Origin of the sequence: Flavobacterium sp. UBA5153 (assembly GCA_002413745.1) — a bacterium.
Lineage (GTDB): Bacteria > Bacteroidota > Bacteroidia > Flavobacteriales > Flavobacteriaceae > Flavobacterium.
The window spans coordinates 230536-254725 of sequence record DHXP01000073.1; the positions used below are offsets into that span (position 1 = coordinate 230536).

Sequence of the window (24190 nt, forward strand, 5' to 3'; positions counted from 1 at the left end):
TTGTTTATAAGGGTTTCTGGAGTTTGTTTATGATATTTATCTTATCAAATCAATAATTTATGTCTAATTTTACAATGATAAAATTTGCAAATAAAATTTTAAATTTGATCAGAATAAACCTTGTTTTTATGAGGTGATATCCTGATAAAACTGCCACAATATGATTGAAGAAAGAGAAACACAAAAAGTATTGGAATTGCTTACCGAAATTGGCGAAATGATGATGACCAGCGGTGCCCACACCGCAAGAATTATTCGTAATCTAGAAAGATTTGCTAAAGGATTGGGTTTTCATTGTGAATTGGTTTTGACCTATACAGGAATTGTAATATCCATTTACAAACGAAATAAATTTAAAACCCGTACTCTTGCCAGAACTGTAAGAGATAAAGGAACCAACTTTGAAACTATCTCCGAAATCAGCATTTTGTCTTGGGATGTTTTAGAAAATGAAATTCCAATTGCGGAAATAAAGTCAAAATTAGAACAAATAAAACAAAGAAAAATCTATTACAATTTTCAACTTTATTTTTTGGCTCCATTTGCAAGTGTTGCACTTTGTATGCTGTTTGATGGAGACTGGATTCAAGCTTTAATCGTTTATATTTCGACTTTTGCAGGATTTTATGCAAGAAGAACTTTGGTATTAAAACATTATAATCATTTAATGACTTTTTTCATTGCCTCTACTCTTTCCACTTTAATTATACATTTTGCAGGTATTTTTTTCCATGTTCAAGTGGAACAAGCCTTGATAGTTTCGATATTATATCTAATTCCTGGCGTGGTCATGATTAATTCGTTTATTGATTATTTAGAAGGTTATTTTGAGTCCGGAACTGCTCGATTTATTTTTAGTTCAATGGCTATTTTGATGCTGGCTTTTGGCTTTTTTGCTTCAAATATGATTTTCAATATGCCATTTGTCAACGAGTTGAGTCTTTTTGATTTTTCAAATTTACAAACTCAGGTAAAAGCCGCCTTTGAACCCACAGGTTTTGCATTACAAGTTTCTAAACTAATTTTTGGGGGAATAACCTCTTTGGGATTCGCTCTTATATTCAACACTTCAAAAAGAGCTTTATGGACTGTTTTTCTGCTCGGAGCTGTTGGTTATTTTATAAAATATCTTTTATTTCAAGAATTAGGAGTGAATCTAATCCTGTCTATTTTTGTTGCTTCTTCATTTGTGGGAATTTCAGGAATGTATTTTGCCCACAGAACTCATACTCCGCCCATTATTTTTATGATTCCTGCCGTCATCAATATGATTCCTGGCTTGATTAGTTATAAATTTATGATGGGAATGATTGACTGGATTAGTAATAGCAGAGGCCAGAGACCGTCCGTTGAGGAAGTTATAGAAACATTTTCCTATGGTATTACTACACTCTTCATCCTTTTTGCGCTTGCTTTTGGGATTGCATTTCCAATTATTGTATTTAAGTCATACACCGTAAAAGGCAAGGATTTGAATGTTCTAATCAAAAAAATATTCAAAAAATAACAACTAGAGCATTGATTTTTTTTATTGGTCTCAAAAATAGTTAAAACTATGCACTTTAGTGCATTTCGCTTTCAGCTTCTAAAAATGGTATCTTTGTTTTATGGATTAACTCCATTTGAATGCCAAAAACCTTAGATTTCATTAAATCAAGATAGTTATTTAATGTTCTAGCTTCTTCCGAGCTGCCTTTCATTTTGGATAGTTCCGGCGACCATTTGGATTTTTCAATGAATTTCTTGGAACTGAATTCGAAGCGTTGTCCATCAACTGTTAACCTGATATAAATTGGTAATTGTCCAGCTGCATTGGCTTTTGTGGTTTTCGCATAAATGTGTAAAGTGATTTTTGCTTTCATAATGGTGACCTTTTAATTAGTATTCAATTTAATTTTCTAATTGATAACAAACAAGATGTACATATTCTGAACAAGTAGTGAACTGGTTGTTAGTACGAGTGTTTGCAAGGCTTTAGGAGATTTAGCGAGACCCTAATTTTGAAAATTTCTAGGGTCTCGATTTTGCTCCTTTAGCATTAAGATTGAATGAATAATTGAGGTTATGCCCAAAAGAAAAAACCCTATAAATCATAAGATTTATAGGGTTTTGAAACCATTTGTTTGTAAACTTGTGGGCGATGAGGGGTTCGAACCCCCGACCCCCTCGGTGTAAACGAGGTGCTCTGAACCAGCTGAGCTAATCGCCCTTAAAGGAGTGCAAATATATATCGTAGATATTGTATTTGCAAGCAAAACATGAAAATATAATTAAAATTTATTTAATGCGCTGCATCATCCATTTAAATCAGAAATGAAATAGGACTTTTTTTAGCGATGAATCAGTATAATATTATATTTGTAAAATAAAACAACATAAATGGCTCGATTCAAAGAAAATGATTTACCAAAATCAAAAATTACCGCAAGCTCGCTGTCCAAGGCAACTCTTATATTTAAATATGCCGGGAATCATCGTTGGAAATTTTATGTTGGATTAGTTTTTCTATTGTTTACGGGTGCTACGGCTTTGGCTTTTCCTAAATTGATGGGAATGCTGATTGATTGCGTGAAGGATAAAAGTTATGCTGATGCCAACAATGTTGCTTTATTATTAATTGGAATATTGTTTTTACAATCCATTTTTTCTTTTTTTAGATTGTATTTATTCGTGAATTTCACAGAACATACATTAGCCAATCTTAGACTATCCTTATACAGCAATCTGGTAAAGTTGCCTATGTTATTTTTCTCCCATAAACGTGTGGGTGAATTAAATAGCCGTATTAGTTCTGATGTTACCCAAATACAAGACACATTAACAACTACCATTGCTGAATTTTTAAGGCAATTTATTTTAATTATCGGAGGCGTAATTTTGTTGGCAACACAAAGCATCAAGTTAACTTTACTGATGCTGTCAGTGGTTCCTCTTGTGGCGGTTGCCGCTGTCATATTTGGACGATTCATTCGAAAATATTCAAAAAAAGTCCAAGATCAGGTTGCCGAAAGCCAGGTTATTGTCGAAGAAACAATGCAAGGAATCAGTATTGTAAAGGCTTTCGCCAATGAATGGTATGAAATTGCCCGCTATGATGGGAAAATTAAAGAAGTGGTAAAATTAGCCATTAAAGGCGGAAAATACAGAGGCTACTTCGCTTCCTTCATTATTTTCTGTCTTTTTGGTGCCATAGTTGCCGTGGTTTGGTTTGGGGTTCGATTGAGCATTAGCGGAGAAATGAGCGTAGGACAATTAATTTCATTCGTATTGTATTCCACTTTTGTTGGGGCTTCCTTTGGCGGAATCGCCGAGCTTTATGCACAAATTCAAAAAGCGATTGGAGCCACCGAACGTGTTTTTGAATTATTGGAAGAAACTCCCGAAAAAATCAATTCAGCACAAAATTCATCCTCAATCCAAAAAATAAAAGGCAATGTCACTTTCAAAAATGTAGCTTTCAGTTATCCTTCCAGAAAAGAAATGAAAGTCTTGAAGGGTGTAAGTTTCACCGCTAATTTTGGTCAAAAAATTGCGATTGTTGGTCCAAGTGGTGTTGGAAAATCAACTATTGCTTCCCTGTTGTTGCGCTTTTATGATATTGAAAGCGGGGAAATCTTGATTGATGGGAAAAATATTTATGATTTTGATTTGGAAAATCTCCGTGGAAATATGAGCATTGTTCCTCAAGACGTGATTTTATTTGGAGGAACCATCAAAGAAAATATTGCTTACGGAAAACCGGATGCCACCGAAGAAGAAATTCTTATTGCGGCAAAACAAGCCAATGCCTTGAGTTTTATTGAAAGCTTTCCTGAAAAATTCGAAACTATCGTTGGAGAAAGAGGAATTAAACTTTCCGGAGGGCAAAGACAACGTATCGCGATTGCAAGGGCGCTTCTCAAAAACCCAAGTATATTGATTTTAGACGAAGCCACATCATCATTGGACAGCGAAAGCGAAAAACTGGTGCAGGAAGCCTTGGAAATTTTGATGGAAGGAAGAACGAGCATTATTATTGCGCATCGCCTTTCGACCATTCGCAGCGCAGATCAAATTTTGGTATTGGATAAAGGCGTAATTGCGGAACAAGGAACCCACCAGGAATTGATTGTTTTAGAAAATGGCATTTACAAAAACTTGAGTAATTTGCAGTTTAGCCATTCTTAAAGGTTAAACATCATTAATCTTAACTAAAAAAAACAGCCACGAATTACACGAATTCTCACTAATTTTATTATTTTAATTTTAAAATAATTTGTGAAAATTCGTGGCGAAAAATAAATTTATATGCTGCTTTTCTCTGTCCAAAGATATTTGTTTCCGTACTTTTTTTCATCCTTAACAATACTATATTTTATTTTAGATCATTTTCTACTAAATAATATTTTATCATTTCTGAGTCTTGATTATTTGAATAAAAAATTAATTCGTTTTGTTTGTTCCAAGTCCCAAATAATATATAATCGGATTGTTTTTCTCCTATATAATAACCATTTTTTGCACTTTTTAATTATTCAAAATCTTTGCTGTGAAATTATACTTAAGAAATCAGCACCAAAAAAATGTGGCAATTATGAAATATTTTTCAATTATTATATAATTTTTTTATTCTATGTTAGTTATACCTTTGTAAAAAACTAATATACACTTATGAAAAAAATTATTTTATCGGCTATAATGCTAATTGGATTAGCGTTTAGCGCACAGGCTCAAGACATTTCGGAAAATGCTCTAGGTTTACGTTTAGGTGACAATTCAGGTTTTGGAGGAGAAGTTTCGTATCAAAGAGGTTTGTCAAGCAATAACCGTCTGGAATTGGATTTAGGCTGGAGAAATAGAACTAATTATAATAATAATGGTTATGATGACAATGCCATAAAATTAGCAGGTTTGTATCAATGGGTCTGGAATATTGATGGCGGATTCAATTGGTATGCCGGTGTAGGTGGTGGACTAGGTAGCTATAATTATAAAGATAATAATGGATATTCTTACCATGACACTTTTGCATTTGCAGCAGGTGATATTGGTATAGAATATGGGTTTAAAGAAGTTCCATTATTAATTTCATTAGATTTCAGACCTGAACTTGGTGGTAGTGGTTATTATGAAAATAATTATGGTTCAGATGTAGCTTTGGGAATTAGATATAAATTCTAATATTCAGCAATTTTAATAAAAAACTCCGTCTCGTTCCAAAAAACGAGAGGGAGTTTTTTTTATTTAATGATGATTCCTTTTTTAGAATTTATTTTGACAACACAATAAGGATTTGTAAAAACTTGTGTAACTGTTGTACTGGGGTCAGGAGCAGATTCTTTTACAGTTAGAATTATACTTTTATCAGTTTCAACGGCACTTTCAATTCCTATTTTATATCCACCGGAAGATTTTTCCCCCAGATTCAAAACCACAAAATTTGAAGTCTGAATGTCGTTTGGTTTTATTTTGTTTCTTAATTTGGCATCATTTTGCAGCATTTTGATTTCATTGGGTTCAGTAAGAATTTCAAAAAATCGAATGTTGGCACCACCAAAAGATTGTTGTGTCAAAACTTCAAACAAAGGTTTTTTTTCTAAACTTTTTGTAGATGAAGCCCCACAAGAAATTAAAATTAAGGATAGTAATGACAGACTTATTTTTTTCATAAAAATTTATTTATGGCCTTTTTATATAAATCCTCATATAAAGGTAAAATATTTTTGATGTCAAATCGTTTTGCAACAAACAAGGCATTCTTTTTGAATTCAGCCATAACGGTGTCGTCCTTTAAAATTTTTAAGGCATTATCTGCCATTTCACCAGTATTGCCCACATCGCTTAAATATCCTGAAACTCCATCAAAATTCACTTCTGGCAAACCCCCTGAATTACTGGAAATAACGGGAACTCCCCACGCCATGGCTTCCAGAGCGGCAAGACCAAAACTTTCGGTTTCAGAAGGCAACAAGAATAAATCCGTAAAACTTAATATTTTGTCAATTTCATTACTGTTTCCAAAAAATATCACTTTGTCTTGAATACCTAATTCTTGACATAAGTATTCTGCTTTCTCTTTTTCCGGTCCATCACCCACCATCATTAATTTTGCGGGAATTTGTTGTTGAATTTTAAAAAATATTTTGATTACGTCAGGAATTCGTTTTACCTCCCTAAAATTGCTAATATGGGTTATGATACGTTCATTTTCCTTGGCCATAACTGAACGATGACAAGATGTAATGGGCTCTATTATATTTTTATCCAATTCAATGAAATTAGGAATAACCTGAATTTCATTTTTTATATTTAACAATTTAAGAGTATCCTCTTTCAATCTTTGGGAAACCGAAGTAACAAAATCAGACTTGTTGATGCTGAATGTTACTGCTGTCTTATAAAATGGATGATTGCCCACCAAGGTAATATCTGTTCCATGAAGCGTGGTAATCATTGGAAGATTTATGCCTTCGTCAGCCAGCATTTGCTTTGCCATATAACCCGCATAAGCATGTGGAATAGCATAATGAACATGAAGTAATTCTATTTTATGCAACTTCACCATATCGACCAGTTTACTTGACAAGGCCAATTCATAAGGTTGATAATGAAATAAAGGATATTCGGGGACGTTGACTTCATGGTAATAAACATTCGGGCTCAGCAACGCCAAACGGACGGGCTGGCTATAAGTAATAAAGTGAATTTCGTGACCGCGACGAGCCAACTCAAGACCCAGTTCTGTGGCTACAACGCCACTTCCTCCAAAGGTTGGATAACAAACAATTGCTATTTTCATGTATGTGTTTTAATGATACGAAATTACTGAAAATAGAAATGTATTTTGGGAAAATTTTTGTTAAAATATTTGATTGCTTTAAAACTTCATTCTCTGAATTCTCACTGCATTTAAAATAGCCAATAAAGCTACTCCAACATCCGCAAAAACGGCTTCCCACATTGTGGCTAATCCTCCTGCACCGAGTACCAAAACAATTGCTTTTACGGTAAATGCCAACCCGATATTTTGCCAAACGATTTGTTTGGTCTTTTTACCAATGTTTATGGCTGTAAAAATCTTCGTAGGCTGGTCGTTTTGAATTACAATATCGGCGGTATCGATGGTGGCATCACTTCCCAAACCGCCCATTGCAATTCCGGCATCGGCAAGGGCAACTACCGGTGCATCGTTTACGCCATCGCCCACAAAGGCAATTTTAAGGTTTTGTTTTTTAAGCTCTTCGACTTTTTGGATTTTGTTTTCGGGTAACAAATCGCCAAAAGCTTGGTCAATGTTTAATTCTTTGGCAATTGCTGAAACTACTGCTTGTTTATCGCCTGAAAGCATTACGGTCTTGATATTTATTTTGTGCAAACTTTGAACTGCTTCTTTTGCATCTTCTTTAATCTCGTCAGCAATTAGAAAGTAGCCGGCATATTTTTGATTGATTGCAATAACGATAATTGTAAAAGGGGTATTGTCAATTTCAATGTCATAAGTGACGTTGTATTTCACCATTAATTTGGTGTTTCCTACCAAGATTTCATTTCCGTCAACCTTTCCTTTTAGTCCGTGTCCTGCAATTTCTTCAATATCAGCAACGGTTGTGTTTTTCTCTGAACCTTTTGCATATTCGATAATGGCAGTTCCAACGGGATGGGTAGATTTGGTTTCGAGTGCTGCTGTAAATTTTATTAAATCGGCTTCGGAAATACCAACTGCCACTACTTTTTGTACTTTGAAAACGCCTTTGGTCAGTGTTCCCGTTTTGTCCATAACCACTACTTGGATGGATGCCATTATGTCGAGGAAGGTGGAACCCTTGAAAAGAATTCCGTTTTTACTGGCTGCGCCAATACCACCAAAATAACCTAATGGAATGGAGATTACCAAAGCGCAAGGACAGGAAATTACCAAGAAAATTAACGCTCTGTACAACCAATCGTTGAAACTGTAATTTTCGACAAATACCATTGGAAACAAACAAATACCGATTGCCAAAAAGACGACCACCGGCGTATAAATTTTGGCGAATTTTCTGATGAATAATTCGGTTGGCGCTTTTTGGGCAGTGGCTTCCTGCACCATTTTCAAGATTTTCGATAATTTACTATCGGTGTAGGCTGTGGTTACTTCGACTTGAACAACGGTATTTAGGTTAATCATTCCGGCTAGAACGGTTTCGCCTTTTCGTTTGGTGTCTGGTTTGCTTTCTCCAGTTAGTGCCGCTGTGTTGAAGGATGCGTTTTCTGAGAGCAGTTTCCCATCCAATGCCAGTTTTTCTCCCGGTCGTAATTGGATGATTTCTCCAATGGTGATTTCAGATGCTTTTTTGGTAATGGTATTTTTTCCATTGATTACCGTTGCTTCATCTGGTCTTTGGTCTAACAATAATTTGATGTTCGTTTTTGCTCTTTGAACGGCCAAGGTTTGGAAAATTTCGCCAATGGCATAAAACAACATCACGGCTACCCCTTCGGGATATTGACCAATAGCAAATGCTCCAATAGTTGCAATACACATCAATAAAAATTCGGAGAATATTTCGCCCTTTCTTATACTCTCGAATGCTTCTTTCATAACAGGCAAGCCCACCGGTAAATAAGCGACTGCATACCAAACAATTCTTACCCAACCCGTGAACCAGGTTTGCGGAAAATAATTGTCGAAACCAATGGCAACAAGAAGTAAAACGAAAGAAATAATTGATGGAAGAAACATTATAAACAGACTGTCATTTCCGCCAGAATGGTCATGCCCTTCATCGTCAGAATGTTCGGATTTATAGTCAATTGTACAACAACTGATATCAATATCCGTTTTCTGATTTATTTTTTCTTCTAATGTGCAGCAAAGCTGTTTACCGTTTGCATCGTATTTATGTTTATGTTTCATTTTTATACTGATTGATGATTATTCTTCTCCTTTGTTAGTCAATTTTGCATTTACAAAGAATGCTCCTTTGGTTACGATTTTAGCATTTTCAGGAATGTTTTTTACCAATGTTATAGCCGTGTAACCCATATTAGAAACCCCTTTTGCCACTTCTATTTTTTCAAAATTGGTACTTTTTACTTCTTGTGCTTTACTCTTTATTTCGGCTTCTTTTTTGACTTCGCTATCTTCTGGTTTTTCTTCTTCGGCTTTTTTATTGGTCACCACAAAAATATATTCTTTGCCGTCTGCACTCACAATTGCATCGGTTGGTATTGCATCCGTAGTCACATTGTTTAAACTTACAATGGCAGTTATATTCATTCCGTCTATTAATCCTGATTTATTACCTTGAACGGTGGCGTGTACAGGAATACTCTTACTGTCATTCTCAAACGCAGCACCTATTGAGTACACTTTAGCATTGTAATCTTCGCCCGAATTATTGGTAATTCTAAAATGAATAATTTGTCCCACTTTTAACATTGGCAAATCTTTTTCAAACACATTCAAATCTAAATGTAATTGTGAGTTATCTACAATTTCGGCAACTGGTGAAGACACATCCACATAACTTCCAATTTTAGAAAACACATTACTGATTGTTCCGCTTATAGGGCTTGTAACTGATACTATTGAACGTAAATTGCTATTGTTTAAACTATTTGGATTGATGCCCATTAATTGAATTTGTTGTTGTAAAGAGGCTCTACGAGTTCTCATTGATTTTAATTCCGCATCAGCATTTTGATAATTTTTTAATGCTCCTGCGTTTCCTTCATTGAGTTCTTTTTGTCTTGCTACTTCTTGTTCGGCAAAGATTATTTTACTGGAAGTACTTAAATATTCTTCTTGTAATTGTATAAATTGAGGATTAGCAATTGTTGCAATTACTTGTCCCTTTTTTACAAAATCACCTAACTGTACATTAATGGTTTTTATAACACCTCCATACATTGAAGTAGCATTGGCTTTGTTATTGTTAGGAACACGTAATGCACCGTTGGCTCTGAGTGTTGCCGTTAATTGCTTTTGCTCGATAGTTCCGAATTGTATGTCCACCGTTTTTATTTGTTCGGCTGTGAGCGAAGCAATTGTAGGTTGGGCTTCTTCTGTTGTTGCTTTTTGTTCTTCTTCTTGAGGTTTATTTTCTTTATTTCCACAGGAAATAAGAAATAGGCAAGAGGCAATAAGCAAAAGGTAATTATTATATTTTATTTTTAAAGATTTCATTTTTTTAGCATTTATTTGTTTGTGAAATAATTGTATTCAATAATGGCTTGGTTGTACGCATTTAGATTGTCTAAATAGTTTTTTCGTATTTCGATGGCTTGGCTCAAATACAATGAAAAATCGGCGTAACTTATTTCTCCTGCTCTATAGGATTGATTGGCGGCTTTTATAATTTCATCAGCCTGCTGTAAACCCGAAGTTTCATAAAATTGTAAACCAGACACACTTTTTTCTACATCGGTTTGACGTTGAGCCAAAGAAGATTTAAGTATTTGTGTTTGATATTGCAATTGTTGTTCTTGTACTTCTTTTTCAGTTTTGGCGGCTTTTATTTTATTACGACTGGCACCACTTCCAAATAATGGGAATGATGTTGAAAATGAAAAACCGCTAAAAGGGTCCTCTACACCATATAATTTTTGTGAAAAAACACGACCGGAAAATTCGGGTAAACGATTGCTTTTTTGGATTGCTATTTCACTATTGGCAATCATTACATTTTGTTGCAATAAAAGAAGATTTGGATGGTTTTCTGTTTCATTTTGTAACCCAAATTCTAACTTTTCTAACGATTTTGAAAGTGGCAAAATTGCTTCTGAACTATTCAATAATTGCATTAATACTTGTTGTTGCACTATCATATCTTTTTGGAGTTGGACGATGTTTGTTTCAATTTCTTTCAACTTTACGTTTGCTGAAATTTTTTCGATACCGGCGATTTCTCCAGCTTTAACTTTTACAATTGTGGTTTTTAATAAGCCAATATAAATGCTGTCTAAACGCTGATACAAAACTGTTTTGTCTTGTAAATACCATAATTGATAATATGCTGAACGAATATTTTTTTTCAACGCTGTATTGATTACTTCTTTGTTGAACTCGTAGTATTTGGTTTGCTCTCGATAATAATTTTTCTTGGCTTGGTTTACTTGAGGCATATAAAAACTTTGTTGCAAACCTATTTTCCAAATACCCGTTTTATCCGAAGGACGCAAATCTTCGTTTTCTAGAAAGATGCCCGTTTTGGGAAATTCCTTGTTTCCTTTTATCAAAAGCTGATTTTTTGAGATTTGAGATTGATTGATGTTGTATTGTAAATTATCATTTAAACCTAAATTCAAAACTTCATCAATGGTTTTCCGTGATTGTGCTTGACCATTATTGAATGAAAATAATAATCCAATAACTAAAATAGTAGTAATTGATTTCATTCCTGATTTTCTTTTTAATTTAATTTTTGTGTTGAATATAATGTAAAGCAAAGGCAATACAAATAAGGTTAAAAATGTAGCGGAGAGTAATCCTCCAATAACAACAGTTGCTAATGGTTTTTGGACTTCTGCACCAGCACTGTGTGACATTGCCATAGGTAAAAAACCTAACGATGCTACGGTAGCCGTCATTAAAACTGGTCGTAATCTTATTTTTGTTCCTTCAATAACACGTTTTATAACATCATCCCAACCTTCTTTTTCGAGTTGGTTGAATGTGCCGACTAATACAATTCCATTTAATACTGCTACTCCAAACAATGCAATAAATCCAATTCCTGCCGAAATACTAAAAGGCATTCCGCGAAGGAGCAAAGCAAATACGCCTCCAATAGCACTCATTGGAATTGCCGTGAAAATTAAACCGGCTTGTTTCATTGAATTGAATGTAAAATACAACAGCATAAAAATGAGCAGTAAAGAAATAGGAACTGCTATCATCAAACGTTTGGTTGCTTTTTGTAGATTTTCAAAAGTGCCACCATACGTAAAATAATAGCCTGATGGTAATTTTACTTTTGCACTTAATTTGTCTTGAATTTCTTTAACCACACTTTGTACGTCTCGATCTTGGATGTTAAAACCAACAACAATTCTGCGTTTTCCTGCTTCACGGCTTATTTGTGCGGGTCCTAATTTAAAATCTATTTTTGCCACTTGTGATAATGGTATTTGATTGCCGGAAGGTGTTGGTATCAATAAATTATTTACATCTTCAATACTTCTTCTTGACGTACTGTCCAACCGCACTACCAAATCAAATTTCCGTTCGTTTTCGTAAACTACGCCTGCTGCTTTTCCTGCAAAAGCGGTGCTAACAATACTGTTTATGTCTTCTATATTTAGCCCGTAATTTGCAATGCGTAAGCGGTCGTATTCAATATTGATTTGTGGCAATCCATCCACTTGTTCCACCTGTGGTGCAGAAACGCCTTTTACGTTTACTATCACATTTTCTACTTTTTTGGCATATACGGAAAGACTATCCAAGTTTTCGCCAAATATTTTTATGGCTACATCTTGTTTAATTCCCGTCATCAATTCATTAAAACGCATTTGTATGGGTTGGCTCTTTTCGACAAACACGCCAGGGATAACGCTTAATTTTTCTTCCAATGCATCGCCCAGTTCATCATAAGTCCTTCCGGATTTCCATTCGTCTTGGGGATTCAGGATAATCATCATATCCGTGGCTCCGGGAGGCATTGGGTCAGTAGGCACTTCTCCGGCACCCGTTTTGCCCACCACCATTTTTACTTCCTCAAATTGTTTGGCGATTCTTGCGCCTTGCATAGAAGTTTCAATACTTTGGGACAAGGATGTTTCCAACGGCATTTTAAACTCAAATGCATAATCTCCCTCGGCTAAATTTGGGATAAACTCGCCACCCATTTTACTGAAAACAAAAATCGTAACCAATAATAAAGCGACAGTAAGACCAACAACTTTGTATTTTATATCAATAACTTTTACTAAAAGTGGGTCATATTTTTTGTACAAGAAATCCATCATTTTATCAGAAAATGTTTTTTTATGACTGATGTGTTTAGGTAAAAACAAGGCACTCATCATAGGAATATAGGTTAATGAAAGTATCATTGCACCTATAATTGCAAACGAAACCGTTTTTGTCATTGGGCCAAACATTTTTCCTTCAATTCCCACTAAAGATAAAATTGGAAAATAAACAATCATAATAATGATTTGTCCAAAGGCAGCACTACTCATCATTTTTTTAGCACTGCTTTCAACGGCAACATCCATTTCGAGTTGCGTGAGCCTTTTTTTACTTTTATTGTGTTCCAGAAAATACAAGGAAGCTTCCACGATAATCACGGCACCGTCCACGATCAACCCAAAATCTATTGCACCGAGGCTCATAAGGTTTGCACTTACCCCAAATATTCTCATTAATGCTAGTGCGAACAGCATTGAAAGAGGAATTGCGGAAGCCACAATAAGCCCGGCACGAAGGTTTCCGAGAAAAAGTACCAGTACAAAAATTACAATTAATGCACCTTCAATTAAATTTTTTTCAACGGTAGAAATGGCACGGTTTACAAATGTACTTCTGTCTATAAATGGTTCAACGATTACATCATCGGGTAATGATTTTTGAATAATGAGCATTTTGTCTTTTATCCTTTGTACCACTTCATTACTGTTTGCTCCTTTTAGCATCATCACAATACCACCAACGGCATCTACTTTTCCGTTGTAAGTCATTGCTCCATAACGTACTGCACTACCAAACTTTACATCGGCAACATCTTTTATAAAAATTGGGACGCTGTTTGGATTGCTTTTTACCACAATATTTTTCACGTCTTCCAGGGAAGTGACTAATCCAACACCACGAATAAAGTAGGCACTAGGTTTTTTGTCAATGTATGCACCACCCGTGTTTTGATTGTTTTTTTCTAAAGCATTGAAAATATCAGGAATAGTTACTCCCATTGCTTTCAGGCGATTGGGGTTAACACCCACTTCATATTGTTTTAATTTTCCTCCAAAGCTATTTATTTCGGCAATTCCGGGAGTTCCGTTGAGTTGTCTTGCTACTATCCAGTCTTGCATAGAACGCAAATCCATTGCGGAGTATTTTTTTTCGCTTCCTTTTTTTGGATGCAAAATATATTGATACACTTCGCCAAGTCCTGTGCTAACAGGGCCTAATTCGGGTGTTCCGATGCCTTTAGGTATTTGACTAATAGCTTCTTTTAGTCGTTCACTGATGAGTTGTCGTGCAAAATAAATATTTACATCATCATCAAAAACGACTGTGATTACGGATAAACCAAAGCGTGAAATACTTCTGGTTTCTTCTAAATCGGGAAGGTTGGCAATGCTTTGCTCTATTGGGAAAGTGACTAACTGTTCTACTTCCTGTCCAGCCAAAGTTGGGCAAAGCGTAATAATTTGTACCTGATTGTTTGTAATATCCGGCACGGCATCAATAGGCAACTTGGAAGCACTCCAAATTCCCCAAATGATGAGAAATAAAGTCATCAAACCAATGATGAACTTATTATTTATGCTAAAATGAATGATTTTGTCTAACACTATTTATATAATTAATGTTTAAGATTAAATTTATAATTCACAGTAATTGACTGATTCAAATACTGTAAAGTGATTAATGTAAACCAATAGTGAGATTAATGCACAAGTCATTAATCGCTATTCATTTAAACATTAATCAAAAAAATATTAAGCATTAATTTGAGGCGGTTGCCAAATACTTCCGTAGAAATTAGAAGTTAAAATAGATTTGTATTCCGGTATTTTTTTGTCAATTATAGTATTGACAGAAACGAAATTGTAAGCATTGATGGTATTGTAAGTGAAACCTTGGCAACCACAACAGTTACAAACACACAAAGGCGAACAGGCATCGTTGTTGTGAGTATGGTTTGATTCATTGTTGATCGTAACCTTATTATATGAAACAATTTGTTCCATATCTGCGCAAGGCATACAGGAAAGTACTAGAAAAATAATTGACAATATGAAGTTTACAATTCTCATTTGGACAAATATAATTATAAATTTTAATTTATAAATAACTTATTTTATAAAAAAATTTACAGAATTATAAACAAGTACTCTACTTTTCAATTGCATCGTAAATAACTTCTTGGATGTCTTCCCGAATATTTTCTTTGGATAAAGTATTCTCAGTATCGTTTGGAAAAGTTCGGTTAGACAAAAAGACATAAACAATTTCTGTTTCGGGATCTGCCCAAGCCATCGTTCCCGTAAAACCGGTATGACCAAAACTCGTTAATGAAGCACAACCACAAGTTGGCCCTACTTTTCCGGATTGTTGCGGCTTATCAAATCCAATACCTCTCCTGTTGCCTTCTAAACAGAAATAACAGGTATTAAAATCATCAAATGTTTTTTCGGAAAAATACTGATGGTTTCCATAATTCCCTTTTTGAAGATAGAGTTGCATCATTTTGGCAACATCCATAGCATTAGAGAAAATTCCTGCATGACCAGAAACACCACCTAATAATGCAGCCGACAAATCATTCACATAGCCTTGCAAAATTTGATGACGTAAATAGCTGTCAATTTCTGTTGGAGGAATCCTATTTTTGTCAAACTTTTTCAATGGATTAAAGGAGGAATTATTCATTCCGATTGAATGGTAGAAATTATCTTGAATTAAAACATCCAATGTTTTACCCGTTGTTTTTTCTAAATAATCCTTAAGAATCATAAAAGTTAGATCACTGTATTTATATTCCTTTTTTAGTAATAATTTACTGTTTATAATCATTTTCATAATGGAGTCATTGAAATCATTTCTAATAAAAAGACTATCTCCTACTTGTTTTGAAAACTGATCATTGGGTGATTTTCTATAATATTTTTCAGATAGCGTATTTGATTTGTCCAATGTTGCTTTATAAAATGGGATCCCGGCTACAAGTCCCGCATAATGAGATAATAATTCCTTAAAATGAATATCTTTTTTATTGGAATCATTAAAATCAGGTAACATTGTTCCTAAAGTAGTTTCCAAATTAATTTTTTTCTGATCATATAATTGCATCACATTGGGCAAAGTGGCAAGAATTTTTGTCACTGAAGCTATATCATATAAATCTGAATTGGATACTTTTATAACATTGTCATAAGTATGGTATCCGTAGGATTTTTGGTAAATAACTTTCCCTTTTCGAGCCACAAGAACTTGAATTCCAGGAGTCATTTTGCCATCAATGGCTTTCTTGGCAAAATCATCAATCTTGGATAAAATCAGCGGATTCATTCCTACGTTTTCGGGAGAAGTGAACCCCAAACGATTCAGTTTTTCTGTCGATAAACCATCATTTATCTTGAAGTTTGGATTTATCGAAACCGGCAATTTCCCTTTGGCTCCAATGGCTCCAAAAATAAGTTCGGCCGAGACAATTTGGGCAATCTCCGAATTTTGATAGGAAACCACCAATCCTGCAATATCATCAAAATTGGCAATATGCAATAGCGAATAGGGTTTTGCCATTACATCAAGAATTACCTTATTATTTTTGGCAATTTCTTGCAACCAAAATAGTTCGGCAAAAGTGAAATCTTGATCTGCCCAAGCTTTATCTGACTTATGAAAACCGACAATTACAGTGTCAAATTTTTTCAACTTCACATTCAAGCTGTCAATATTTTTACTGGAAACTTCGGTGACTTCGGTATATTTTTTAAGAGTCGAAACAAAGGAACTATTCTCTCCATCACCTAATTTCACGTAGGCAATCTTATTGTTTTCCAAGTTTTTTATTGGAAGAATTTTATCCTTATTTTTTAAGACCGTGACGGCATTTTCAAATAATTGATATTGTAACGCTTCATTTGAAGAAGGATTCAAATCCTGAACCAAGTTCTTGGTTTCGATAGGTTTGTACTTGTTTAAACCTGCCTTAAATTTGTAATGTAAAATCTTTTTCACTGAACGGGACAACCGTTCTTCCGTAATAATTTTATCTTGATAGGCTTGACTAATTTTTTCTATTGATGCAGGAACATCTTCAGGAAACAGCAAAATATCATTGCCCGCCAAAAAAGCTTTCAACTCAATATCTCCAGGTTTTGACGGAATACTGTCAATTTCCCTGAAATTACTGACTCCTTTCATATTCAAGGCATCGGTAAAAATCAAGCCATCAAATCCCATTTTATTCTGAAGCAAATTGGTCACTACATTATAGGAAATTGATGTTGGATAATTAGGTTTGGGTTCTAAACTTGGCACTTCAAGATGCCCCACCATCACTGAAACCAAGCCTTCGTCGAACATTCGTTTGTAAGGGTACAATTCTACTAAATCCAAATGTTTGCGGGAAAGCGTAACCAGCGGCAAAGTAGTATGGGAATCAGCCGAAGTATCGCCATGTCCGGGAAAATGTTTTCCGGTTGAGAATACCCCTTGATTTTGAATTCCTGTCATCAAAGCAATAGCTCTATCGGCAACATTTACTTTGTTTTCTCCAAAAGAACGACTTCCAATAATAGGGTTTTTAGGATTGGTATTGATGTCTAAAACTGGTGCAAAGTCAAAATGAGCGCCTATTCGCTTACTTTCTTTCCCCATATTTTCACCAACTTTTTCTACCAGTTTTAAATACTGAATGGCGCCAAGTGTCATATTCCAAGGATATTGATAGGTAGAATCCAGTCGCATACTTAAACCCCATTCGGCATCAATGCCAATGAATAAGGGAACTTTGGCTTTGGCCTGATAACGATTGGTTAAAATTGCCTGACGAACAGGTCCGCCTTGAAAGAAAATTAATCCTCCAACTTTATTATCGGTGATTAATTTATCGATGGAATTAACATGGGTTGTGTCTTTGTTCGAATAAGCCGCAACCATAAAAAGCTGACCCACTTTTTCTTCTAAAGATAATTTATCGTAAATGCTGTCAACCCAATACGTTTCGGCATCAGAATCCTTGAAAAAATTTTTTCTATCCGATTTGAGGTGTGGAATATAAATTGTCGTATCGATAGAAACAACCGGTTTTGTGAAAGGTTGCCGCGATATTGTGCTTTTTTTGGTTGCACAGTTAGTCACTAAAAGCAACAAAACAAACAAAAATCCAATTCTTGCAAGGAAGATTTTCATATGATTTTTTAAAGTTTTAGAAAAAACGACTATGCCAGCTATCCATTGCCGGAACTTCCCAAGATTCGTTATATTCTTGAATATTATTAACCAAATTATTGAAAACGATAGTATTCTCTGTTACGGCTTTTTCTTTTGCCATTTTTTTGAAATCAATCAAAGATTTGTGGGCAATATGTTCCCCATTCTTGAAAGTTACGTTCATCTTGTCCAATAAATCAACATTGTATTTTTGTTCCAATTTTTGGATAAATTGTACCAAAACATCAATGGAACATCCAGTAGCAGCTTGAACTTCCTGGTTTACGGCAATAATTAGGAATCGATTGTATTTCATTTGATAGGAGGATTCAAGACCAACGCTGTGTGCTTCCCATTTTTCAAGAAAGGATTTCAAATCAGCTTCTATCTCGGAAAATTCCGCATCCGAAAATTTTCTGTTGGATTGGTAAATCCAAATTTTGGATTCTTCGGGTAAATTTTCAAAAGGAACTAGCATTTTATTTTAGATTTTAGATTGCAGATGGACATTCTTTTTATTAGTACATATCAGGTTTTACAACATATTCAGTAACAAATACACCATTTTTATCTGAATAATAATAATTTAAAGTAATTTTATTATCTCTAAAGTATTTCATTCCAGGATTAGTTTTTACGTTTTGCAAAACTCCTGGGAAAACATATTTTTTCACAGTATCAAGTTTCACTTCTGCTTTTGTAATTCCAACTAAAATATAATTATATTGTACTGTATTATTTGGTAAAGCAACTACATTTTTTAAAGTTGTATTTTCGTCAATATTCATCGGACAAGTTTTATTCATTTCACTAGCCATATTCGCTAGTTGTTTGTCAATTGATGGTTTAAATATTGCTTGCGCCACAAAAAACATTACTATAAATGCAACGACAAAACCTAAAGATGTTTTTAAGTCAAATTTCCTTTTGGGTTTTGTCACTTTAGTCTGTTCAATTTCAGTTTTTACATTTTCGTCTTCTATAAGTGGTAATTTGTAACCACAAATTGAACAATATTTTGAATTTATTTCGTTTTCAGTTTCGCAATTTGAACAAATGGTTTTCATAAACTTCTGTTTTTTTTTATATTTTAATTTTGTACGTTTTTTCGAGTGTATCTGCCAACCTACTTTTAATTTTTAATTCATAATTTTTAATTGATTACAAATCTTGTGCATTGGCAATTAGTTCAGCGATGTCCATCACTTTTACTTCGCCTTCTTTTTCTTTGTTTTTGATGCCATCGGTCATCATGGTATTGCAAAAAGGGCAACCGGAGGCAATAATATCAGGTTTGGTTTCTAAAGCGTCTTCGGTTCTTTCAATATTTATTTCTTTATTGCCGGGTTCAGAATCTTTAAACATTTGTGCGCCACCAGCACCACAGCATAATCCATTGGCACGGGAACGTTTCATTTCGACTAATTCGGCGTCTAGTTTTTGGATTAAATCGCGAGGTGCTTCGTAAACGTTATTGGCTCTTCCCAAATAACAAGGATCGTGGAAAGTGATTCGTTTTCCCTTGAATTGTCCTCCTTCAACGGTCAGTCTTCCATCATCTAATAATGATTTTAGGAACTCGGTGTGATGAAACACTTCGTATTTTCCGCCCAATTCCGGATATTCATTTTTCAAGGTGTTGAAACAATGCGGACAAGCGGTAACGATTTTTTTTACTTCATAGGCATTCATAACTTCAATATTTGTCATGGCCTGCATTTGAAACAGAAACTCGTTTCCTGCCCGTTTTGCCGGATCACCAGAACAACTTTCTTCGGTACCAAGAACCGCAAAGGAAACATTGGCACGATTTAATATTTGCACAAATGCCTTTGTGATTTTTTTTGCCCTATCGTCGAAACTTCCTGCGCATCCTACCCAAAACAACACTTCAGGTTGCTTGCCTTGAGCCATCATTTCGGTCATTGTTGGCACTATTAATACTTCTGACATTATATAATGTTTATCCTCACCCCAGCCCTCTCCGAAGGAGAGGGAGCCGAGAGGTGAATGTGTTATTTTATATTTCTATTTCAAAAAAATTTTTAAAATCATTTTCAAGTTTATTTTTTTTTCTTCTCATATAAAAATAGTTAAAAATACCCATAGGGAATAGACCTAGATTTGCTATTTTAAATATTTCGAAAGGTGCTGATTGTGTATAAAGGATTAAATTAAACATAGGAATCATAATTAACAGCAAATATTTCATCCAATAATAGCCAAATCCAATTGGTTTAATTTCGTAATTTACTTCAGTTTGAATATTGTTTTTAGATTGAATTTCTCCAGAAATGATATATGGTGTTATTTGAGTAATAAAGTTTTTAGTTAATTCAAATTTATTTTTATCATAAGTTCCAAAGAAAATTTTATTTGATTCTCCAAATATGTAAAAGGCACCAAATGGTGTTCCTTTTATTTTTGGATTACCATATTTTGTGTTTTTATTTAAACGTTCTCTAAATTCTGTAATATTTATTTTTAAAATCATTTTAATATACTAACAATGTTACACTCCAATCTTTCTAGTTTCAACTCCCTCCCCTTCGGGGAGGGCTGGGGTGGGGAATTTTATTCGTTTTTCCAATTCAATCGGTCTTGCTGGTTGTATTGCCAAGGCGCTCCATTATTTTCGATATTGGTCATCATTGCATTTATTGGTGCTGGCGCAGCACTTTGCTCCATCACTAAATAGCGACGCATATCCATAATAATCGAAAGCGGACTTATATTTACCGGACATTCTTCGACACAAGCATTGCACGAAGTACAAGCCCATAACTCTTCGGGAGTGATGTAATCGTTCAATAATGATTTGTTGTCCGGTACAAAAACTCCCTTATTGGCATCTATATTTCTTCCCACTTCTTCAAGCCTATCTCTGGTATCCATCATAATTTTACGAGGAGATAATTTTTTTCCTGTAATATTTGCTGGACAGGATGAAGTACAACGACCACATTCGGTACAGGTGTAGGCATTCATTAATTGCACCCAATTTAAATCCTGAATGTCACTTGCTCCAAATTTGCTTGGGACAGCATTTTCGCTTGCAGGAGCTGCTGCATAAGGATTGGCGTTTGGATCCATCATCATTTTCACTTCATTGGTAACTGATTCCAGATTATCCAATTTGCCTTTTGGATTTAAATCAGCAAAATAAGTATTGGGGAAAGCCAAAAGAATATGAAGGTGTTTTGAAAAATATAAATAGTTCATAAAAATCAATATGCCAACAATGTGTAACCACCAGAATATTTCAGAGAAAAGCATCACCAATTCGTTCGAATAGCCATTAAATAAAGGTTCTATGAAATGACTAATTGGAAAACTTCCAGCTTTAATAAAATGAGAATATCCTCCTGAAATGTTTTGTAAGTGCAAATCAGTGGCATTCATCAGCAAAAACAACGACATCAAAACAACTTCGAAATACAGAATATAATTGGCATCATTTTTAGGAAAACCACTCAAATCTTTGTTGGCAAATCGTTTCAGTCTAATAATATTTCTTCTAATCCAAAAAGTAAACACGGCAACCAAAACCAATAAAGCCAAGATCTCGAAAGAACCAATCAATACATCGTAGAAAGTTCCCAAAAAGGCGAAAATTCGATGGGTGCCAAATAAGCCATCAATAATAATTTCCAGCAATTCTATATTAATGATTATAAAACCAGCGTAAACTATGATGTGAAGTACTCCGGCAACCGGTCTTCGAACCATCTTGGATTGTCCAAGGGCAATCATTGCCATATTTTTCCAACGAGCTTTAGGATTGTCTTTGCGGTTTATGGCTGTTCCAAGATTTATGTTTCTAATGATTTTTTTTATATTAACATAAAAATAACCAAAACCTAAAACAAGGAGTATTGCAAATAAAATATTGTCTAAATAGCCCATAATTGCTAGTTTTTAACTTTTGTAACCGTATCATTTACCGGCTCAACATAAGGCTTGTTTTTCTTTCCAAAGAGAGAAACATTTACATAACGTGTTGGATGAAGCCTTACGTCTTGCAACAATAATTCCAACTCTTTTGAAGTCTTGGATAAATTATTGTATAAAGATTCATCGTTCAAAATTTTACCCATCGTGCCTTTCCCAGCTTGTAGATTTGCCATTAGCTTATCAACATTTGCTAATGTTTTTTGAAGGTTTTTAGCTGTCTTCCCTAAATCGGCTTTGTTTAAAGAATCGGAGATTTTAGAAAAATCACTGGATATTTTATTAAAGTTGGTTACCACTCCTTTTATTTGCCCTTTATTATCATCTAAAATTGTATTTAAACTCGAAGAAGCCTTATGAAATTGTGCAATGGTTTTGCTTAATTCGGAAAGACTGGTCTTCAAATTTTCTTGCCCTTTCTTGTCCAGAACGTTGTTGATTCCTGTTATTAGATTATCGGTATTAACCATTATCTTCTCTAATTTTTTTTGAATTGGAATCAACTTTTCGCTTACAGATGCCGTTAGTCCTAATTTTATTTTTCCCTGAAGTTGCTGACCATCAACCGCAATCGTTTTATCGCTAAAATTAGGATAAATTGCAATTTGTTTTCCAGCAATAAAACCGGGCTCATAAATGGCGGCTATGCTAGATTTAGAGATAGGAAAATCAGTTTTTAATTGTAATTCCACTAACAGTTTTCCAGTATTCTCACTTAAGGTAATACTACTTACTTTACCTACGGTTAAACCGTTTATGGTAACAGGAGCCGATTTAGCCAATCCCTCCACATTGTCATATTCTACATAAAATGTTTTATAATTGGTAAAAAGGTCTCTTCCTTTTAGAAAACTGTAGCCCCAGATAAACAACAAGATAGTTGCGATGACTAATATGGCGGTTTTAATTTCTCGTGTTAATTTCAAAATTTAAATGTTTTGACAAATTTAATATAAAATAATTAAACTTGCTATTAATACTATTTGAGCGCATCTTGAACACTAATCTTTTCTCCGTTTTTAAATGCAATTAAATAAGCGGAATCATATCCTTTTGATTTTGCTTCTTGTAATTGCTTTTTGGCCTCGTCGTAATCAGAAGTTTCGCCATACATATATTTGTAAAATTTTTTTTCAGCCAACATTGAAATATTTTTCAATCCATTAAAATTATTTGGTGTTAATTCTAATTTTTTTGAACTTGCAGAAAGTTGCACTTTAAAAATAATTCCTTTTGCATCTTGATTAATTACTGCTTTTTTTATTGCCGGTTCTTCTATTAATTTAAGTTTCAATGGCGATGAAGTGTCTTTTATAGCTTTTTCGATAATTTTTCGGGATGGTTTTTCAGCATTGTTATCTGAATTCCCGTTACCAAAATATTCGTTTTTGTAACCAACGATCGCCTCTGCTATTGCTTTTGCTATTTCGTTTTGTCCTTCTTCAGAATCTAAAGCATTGCCTTCAGTGTAATTAGAAATAAATCCTGTTTCTATCAAGATTCTTGGCATATACGCTTTGTGAAGAACCATAAAAGGAGCCTGCTTTACACCCTCACCTCTAATTTTTTTGCCTAGTTTCCCAAAAGCATCTTCCACCATACTTGCCAGTGAAATACTATTATCCATATATTCCTCCTGCATCAAGGTCATTCCTATCATAGTTTCAGGAGAATTGGGATCAAAACCTTCATATTTCTGTTTGTAATCTTTTTCCAAGGTAATAACAGAGTTCTCTTTTTTGGCAGCTTCTAAATTTGAAGCAGTTTTGGACATCCCCATAACGTAGGTTTCCGTTCCATCACCTGCCGTGTTTTTATTGGCATTGCAATGAATGGAAACAAAAATATTGGAATCGGCTCTATTGGCAATATTGGCTCTTTCAATTAAATCTATAAAAACATCTGTTTTTCTGGTATATACGACATTAATTTTAGGATTTTGTTCTAATATTCGTCCCACTTTAAGTACAAGTGCCAAGTTTATATTTTTTTCTACATGACCATTATAAGTAGCTCCAAAATCATGTGCTCCATGGCCCGCGTCCAAAGTTACCTTGAAAAGATTAGATTGACCAAAAGCTGAACTATAAACTAACAGTATTATAAATGATAGTGCTATAGAAGTCTTTCTAAATTCTCTTATTAATTTCAAAATTTATTTTTTTACAA

General features: G+C 34.4%; 18 protein-coding genes and 1 tRNA gene. 3 read left to right on the plus strand and 16 right to left on the minus strand.

Annotated features, from left to right (window positions below):
- Positions 1 to 160 precede the first annotated feature (160 nt).
- Positions 161 to 1507 carry a threonine/serine ThrE exporter family protein gene (locus B2145_RS15455; RefSeq protein ID WP_291104232.1) on the plus strand — a complete coding sequence of 449 codons (1347 nt, stop codon included), beginning with the start codon at positions 161 to 163 and terminating at the stop codon, positions 1505 to 1507.
- 55 nt (positions 1508 to 1562) lie between these two features.
- Here B2145_RS15455 and B2145_RS15460 read toward each other — a convergent pair whose 3' ends face one another.
- Together B2145_RS15460 and B2145_RS15465 are read right to left on the minus strand one after the other, a co-directional pair.
- Entirely contained in the window at positions 1563 to 1862 is a 300-nt protein-coding gene (locus B2145_RS15460) for an Arm DNA-binding domain-containing protein (RefSeq protein WP_291104235.1), read from the minus strand.
- 272 nt (positions 1863 to 2134) lie between these two features.
- Positions 2135 to 2209, minus strand: a tRNA-Val gene (locus B2145_RS15465).
- 170 nt (positions 2210 to 2379) lie between these two features.
- Between B2145_RS15465 and B2145_RS15470 the strand changes: the two genes are divergently transcribed.
- Entirely contained in the window at positions 2380 to 4167 is a 1788-nt protein-coding gene (locus tag B2145_RS15470) for an ABC transporter ATP-binding protein (protein ID WP_291104238.1), read from the plus strand.
- 483 nt (positions 4168 to 4650) lie between these two features.
- Positions 4651 to 5160, plus strand: coding sequence for a hypothetical protein (locus B2145_RS15475; protein ID WP_291104240.1), 510 nt, complete (start codon positions 4651 to 4653; stop codon positions 5158 to 5160).
- 59 nt (positions 5161 to 5219) lie between these two features.
- Here B2145_RS15475 and B2145_RS15480 read toward each other — a convergent pair whose 3' ends face one another.
- The 14 genes from B2145_RS15480 to B2145_RS15545 all read right to left on the minus strand — a co-directional run bounded on the left by B2145_RS15480 (position 5220) and on the right by B2145_RS15545 (position 24164).
- On the minus strand, positions 5220 to 5648 hold the full coding sequence (locus B2145_RS15480) for a protease complex subunit PrcB family protein (RefSeq protein WP_291104242.1): 429 nt from the start codon (positions 5646 to 5648) through the stop codon (positions 5220 to 5222).
- The gene (gene bshA, locus B2145_RS15485; protein WP_291104243.1) at positions 5645 to 6778 is read right to left on the minus strand and encodes an N-acetyl-alpha-D-glucosaminyl L-malate synthase BshA; all 1134 of its coding nucleotides are present in this window, start codon (positions 6776 to 6778) and stop codon (positions 5645 to 5647) included. The genes B2145_RS15480 and bshA overlap by 4 nt, the downstream gene beginning before the upstream one ends.
- 78 nt (positions 6779 to 6856) lie before the next feature.
- Positions 6857 to 8875, minus strand: a complete 2019-nt coding sequence (locus B2145_RS15490) for a heavy metal translocating P-type ATPase (RefSeq protein WP_291104244.1) — start codon at positions 8873 to 8875, stop codon at positions 6857 to 6859.
- An 18-nt stretch (positions 8876 to 8893) separates the two neighbouring features.
- Entirely contained in the window at positions 8894 to 10147 is a 1254-nt protein-coding gene (locus tag B2145_RS15495; protein WP_291104247.1) for an efflux RND transporter periplasmic adaptor subunit, read from the minus strand.
- Between the two features lie 11 nt (positions 10148 to 10158).
- Positions 10159 to 14481 carry a CusA/CzcA family heavy metal efflux RND transporter gene (locus B2145_RS15500; RefSeq protein WP_291104249.1) on the minus strand — a complete coding sequence of 1441 codons (4323 nt, stop codon included), beginning with the start codon at positions 14479 to 14481 and terminating at the stop codon, positions 10159 to 10161.
- A gap of 147 nt (positions 14482 to 14628) precedes the next feature.
- Complete coding sequence (locus tag B2145_RS15505) at positions 14629 to 14946, minus strand: DUF6660 family protein (protein ID WP_291104251.1); 318 nt, start codon at positions 14944 to 14946, stop codon at positions 14629 to 14631.
- A 79-nt stretch (positions 14947 to 15025) separates the two neighbouring features.
- The gene (locus B2145_RS15510; RefSeq protein ID WP_291104254.1) at positions 15026 to 18049 is read right to left on the minus strand and encodes a glycoside hydrolase family 3 N-terminal domain-containing protein; all 3024 of its coding nucleotides are present in this window, start codon (positions 18047 to 18049) and stop codon (positions 15026 to 15028) included.
- Positions 18050 to 18065: 16 nt separating this feature from the next.
- Positions 18066 to 18548: an ABC transporter ATPase gene (locus B2145_RS15515; protein WP_291104256.1), complete on the minus strand. Its 483-nt coding sequence runs from the start codon at positions 18546 to 18548 to the stop codon at positions 18066 to 18068.
- Positions 18549 to 18588: 40 nt separating this feature from the next.
- Complete coding sequence (locus B2145_RS15520; protein WP_291104258.1) at positions 18589 to 19137, minus strand: zinc ribbon domain-containing protein; 549 nt, start codon at positions 19135 to 19137, stop codon at positions 18589 to 18591.
- Positions 19138 to 19231: 94 nt separating this feature from the next.
- Entirely contained in the window at positions 19232 to 20023 is a 792-nt protein-coding gene (locus tag B2145_RS15525) for a (Fe-S)-binding protein (RefSeq protein ID WP_291104260.1), read from the minus strand.
- Positions 20024 to 20090: 67 nt separating this feature from the next.
- Positions 20091 to 20564, minus strand: a complete 474-nt coding sequence (locus tag B2145_RS15530; protein WP_291104263.1) for a hypothetical protein — start codon at positions 20562 to 20564, stop codon at positions 20091 to 20093.
- An 80-nt stretch (positions 20565 to 20644) separates the two neighbouring features.
- Positions 20645 to 21976, minus strand: a complete 1332-nt coding sequence (locus B2145_RS15535) for a (Fe-S)-binding protein (RefSeq protein ID WP_291104266.1) — start codon at positions 21974 to 21976, stop codon at positions 20645 to 20647.
- A gap of 5 nt (positions 21977 to 21981) precedes the next feature.
- Positions 21982 to 22947, minus strand: a complete 966-nt coding sequence (locus B2145_RS15540; protein WP_291104268.1) for an MlaD family protein — start codon at positions 22945 to 22947, stop codon at positions 21982 to 21984.
- Between the two features lie 53 nt (positions 22948 to 23000).
- The gene (locus B2145_RS15545) at positions 23001 to 24164 is read right to left on the minus strand and encodes an N-acetylmuramoyl-L-alanine amidase family protein (protein ID WP_414654594.1); all 1164 of its coding nucleotides are present in this window, start codon (positions 24162 to 24164) and stop codon (positions 23001 to 23003) included.
- Between the last annotated feature and the right edge of the window lie 26 nt (positions 24165 to 24190).